This window comes from Candidatus Aminicenantes bacterium (assembly GCA_011049425.1).
Taxonomy (GTDB): Bacteria; Acidobacteriota; Aminicenantia; order UBA2199; family UBA2199; genus UBA876.
The window spans coordinates 1-4,008 of sequence record DSBM01000147.1 but is presented as its reverse complement, the minus strand read 5'-3'; the positions used below and the strand labels follow the sequence as shown (position 1 = coordinate 4,008).

The window sequence follows — 4,008 nt, the reverse complement described above, 5'->3', positions numbered from 1 at the left end:
GGAGCAGTCATGCTCTGCACGGTTCAAGCTGTTAAGGCACTGCCGAACGAAAGGGGGCAGAAACAGTCAGCGAAGGCCTAAACTGGTGTGATATGCTCTCTACCCGATCAATTTGACATTTTGCAAACCAATACCGCTATCAAGAATTTTCAATTTTTCTGCTAAAAAATGGCAACAATATCGGTCGTTAAGCCAAAATGTCAAATTGTCAAGGACCGTCCCCATTATCCATTATTCAGAGCGTGAAATGCAAATAGATGAGGGATTAACCCTTTTGCGCTCTATTTGCGTAATTATTTTATTCCCACGGCAAACAAAATGGAGTTTCTGATGAAAGCATTGTTATTGTCACCGATTTTTGGATTTTCACGCGCGGTCTGTTTGATCATGGTTCTGGCCCTGACAAGCCCGGTCCTCCCCGGGGAAGAACCGGTGGATCCGGTTATCGAAAAGATCATCGAGATCGGGAAAACAGACAACCGCACCATGCGGCACCTGGACGTACTCTGTCACCGCTTCGGCGGCCGGCCCATCGGCTCCGCCGCCTATGACAATGCTGCGGAGTGGGCGGGCGGAAAGTTCAAGGAATGGGGCATGGATGTGCTGTACGATGAAGCCGGACAACTGCCCGTGGGCTTTAATCGCGGGCCCTGGTTCGGCAAAATGACCTCGCCGCAAAGCATGCACCTGCATTTTGCCACACCTTCCTATTCAGCGGGCACCCGGGGGCGGGTTGTGGCCCCGGCCGTGCGGGAACCCAAAGACGACGAGGAATTCGCGCGCATGAAAAAGCGCATTTCCGGTGCCTGGGTGCTGCTCACGCCGGAACCGGAAAAGCCGCAGCCCAAGCGTGATGAACCCCGGCCCAGTTTCCGGGAAAGAATGCGTCAGCGAGAGCTGGAGCAGGAAAAGCGCGCGGCGCGACTGAAAAAGCTGGAAGACGCTGGCGCCCTGGGTGTCATCGAGTCCGCCAAGGTGCCGATCCAGGCCATGTACAACAAGGATATCCACAAGTGGAAGTCATGGCAAGACCTGCCCAACTTGTGCGAGATCCTGCTGGATGAAAACCAGTTTGTACTCATCCAGCGCATGGTCAGCGAGAGGCGCCGGGTGGAACTGGAGTTTGATATCCGCAATTATTTCAGGATGGGGCCGGTGCCGTACCACAACGTGATCGGCGTGATTCCCGGTAGCGAGTTTCCCGACGAGTACGTAATCATTTCCGGCCACCTGGACGCTTACGATGTGGCCACGGGCGCGGTAGACAACGGCAACGGCGTAACCACCTCCATGGAAGCGGCACGGCTGATCATGGCGGCCGGTGGAAAACCCCGCCGCACCATTCTGGTTACTCTCTGGGCCGGAGAGGAGTTCGGCATCCTGGGCGCCGGACACTGGGTGGAAAAGAACAAAGACCGCTTGCCCCGGGTGTCAGCCATGTTCAACCGCGACGGCGGGCCCACGGTGCCCACCGGCATCTATGTCACCAAGGCCCTGTGGGCGGATCTGGAACCCCTGAGCCGGATTATAAACTCCATCAACCCCGATTTTCCTTTCGAGCTCAAGGAACACAAGGCCCGGCCCCGGCCGCAAGGTCCGGGGGGATCGGACAGTTCCGTGTTTGCCATGCACGGCGTGCCCACGTTCTGGCTGCCCACCGCCGACCCCAGGGGTTATGATTTCCGCTACCGTGAGATCTGGCACACGGAAAGCGACCTCTATCAGAAAAGCATCCCCGAATACCAGGAGCACGCCGCCATTGTGCGCGCGGTGCTGGCCTACGGTGTGGCCAACCTTGACCACTTGCTGGCCCGTGACGGCTTCTACTTGAGCGAAAAAGAAGCGGAGGCTTTGCGCAAGGCCGCGGCAAAAAAGCGCAAAAAGCAGGCAGGATCTGCTACTTTCTGACTGCGCTTGATTGCCCGCGTCCCGGGGTATAAAATTTCTGCATGGAATATCAGTCATGACCCGCCAACGGTGCGCGTGGGTGCCTTTAAATAATTCACTGTACGTGACCTACCACGACAGGGAATGGGGGGTTCCCGTGCACGACGACAGGCTGTTGTTTGAATTCCTGGTTCTGGAGGGCGCCCAGGCGGGTTTGAGTTGGTTGACGGTGCTGCGCAAACGGGAGCATTACCGCGAGGCGTTCGATGGCTTTGATCCGGAAAAGGTGGCCGGCTACGATGACGCACGCATTCAAAGCCTGCTTCAGAATCCCGGCATTATTCGCAACCGCTTGAAAGTACGCGCCGCGGTAACCAATGCCCGGGCGTTCCTGAAGGTCCGGGATGAATTCGGCACATTCAGTGGCTTCATCTGGGGTTTCGTTGACGGCCGGCCCATCATCAATGCCTGGAAAAGCATTGCTGACGTTCCGGCCTCCACGCCCCTCTCGGACACCATCAGCCGGGAGTTGCAGCACCGGGGCTTCAAATTCGTGGGCTCCACCATCGTTTACGCCCACATGCAGGCCACGGGCATGGTCAACGACCACACCATCGACTGTTTCCGCTACCGGCAACTGCAGTAGTCCTGCTTCCGCGACGCTTTAATGACCGGGAAAAGTATATCCACCTGTTGGACTACCCCTTCTGTGCCACCTCGGGAGTGTTGGGGCCCAAGCGTCGCCAGGGTGATCTGCAGATTCCCGAAGGTTACTGTCACATCGACCGTTTCAATCCCTGAAGCCGTTTTCACCTTTCCCTGGGGATTAGTTACCCCAATGCTTTGGACCGTATCCACAAAACCGCCCGGGACCCGGGGGGAGATATTTTTATCCACGGCAGTTGCGTCACCATCGGTTGCATTCCCTTGACGAACGACAAGATCAAGGAGCTCTACCTGTTTGCCGTGGAGGCGCGGTCCAACGGTCAGGAAAAGATTTCCGTGCATATTTTTCCGGTCCGCATGTCCGCGAAAAACATGGCGGCTTTACAGGCCGGATTCTTTAATCGGCCGGACCTGATTGCGTTCTGGAAAAATCTGCAGACCGGGTATGAATTGTTTAAAGAAACCCGTACCATTTGCCCGATCAGTGTTTCTAAAAAGGGCGAATACATTTATCAAAAATAGGCCATCAACTGTCATTGTAGAGGGGCAATTATTTCAGTTTTAATCGATACTGGTGAGATTATTCCGGTTTAACTATTATCCAACAGTATAAAAGGAGGAAAAATGAAGAATTCAAGATCCATGGTATTGACGCTTTTCCTGGTTGCCGCTTTTTTATTCACTTGCTTGCAAGTGTCACCTGCCCAGGTGGTAAAGCCAACACAGAGAGTGCTGAAATCCCCGGTTATGAAGCACGCGCTTCCGGATATTGCGGTTGAGTTGAAATCTCCCCGTTCACTGGCTGTTCCAATGACAGCCGGCAAGATGAATCCGGGACTTACTCCCGGTTCTTTGATCGGAAAGCAGGTGCAGGTAGTTGTTAAAAACATCGGTAACCGGGATACGGGCAAATTTTTTGTGGACGTGGTTCTGTCTACCGACACCAAGGTTCCCGTAAAAATGGCCACGTATTCACCGATTTTCCAGGAGGATGTGTTGATTCTAGGTGGCAGGTTGTCCGTTATTAACCTGGCGCCGGGAAAGAGTCAAACCTTGAGCCTGCCCGCGCAAAGCAAAATTCCGGACAAGATCAAGACGGGAATTTATTACCTGGCGGCCGTTGCTGATCCCGGTCAAACCGTCAAGGAAAAAGATGAACGCAATAACGTGGCACTGATGCGGATCAAGGTGAATCCGCTACCGCCGCCTACTCCACCGGTAACCATCAGCTCCGTCGGCCAGACCGGGTACTGGTCAAGCGGGGGTGGTTTTTTCGAGATCCATTTGGGCGGAAGCGGTTTCGGGAGCCAGTGCGGCAATAAAACCGTGCGTATCGGCAGCTACGAGGCTGGGGCTTCCGACATGGAATTGTGGTCAGATACCCAGGTGATTGTACCGTTGCCCAACAATTTTCCTTTCGGAAACAGACATGATATCGCGGTGTGGGAAAACGGC

General features: G+C 54.7%; 4 protein-coding genes. All 4 read left to right on the top strand.

Features of this window, described 5'->3' with window-relative positions; translation table 11 throughout:
• The first annotated feature begins 462 nt into the window (after positions 1 to 462).
• Positions 463 to 1,908, top strand: a complete 1,446-nt coding sequence (locus ENN40_10635) for a M20/M25/M40 family metallo-hydrolase (protein ID HDP95798.1) — start codon at positions 463 to 465, stop codon at positions 1,906 to 1,908.
• 55 nt (positions 1,909 to 1,963) lie between these two features.
• Positions 1,964 to 2,533 carry a DNA-3-methyladenine glycosylase I gene (locus ENN40_10630; protein ID HDP95797.1) on the top strand — a complete coding sequence of 190 codons (570 nt, stop codon included), beginning with the start codon at positions 1,964 to 1,966 and terminating at the stop codon, positions 2,531 to 2,533.
• Positions 2,534 to 2,730: 197 nt separating this feature from the next.
• Positions 2,731 to 3,075: a hypothetical protein gene (locus tag ENN40_10625; protein HDP95796.1), complete on the top strand. Its 345-nt coding sequence runs from the start codon at positions 2,731 to 2,733 to the stop codon at positions 3,073 to 3,075.
• A gap of 102 nt (positions 3,076 to 3,177) precedes the next feature.
• Positions 3,178 to 4,008 (top strand): hypothetical protein (locus ENN40_10620; protein ID HDP95795.1); only part of this gene is annotated, 831 nt, incomplete at its 3' end.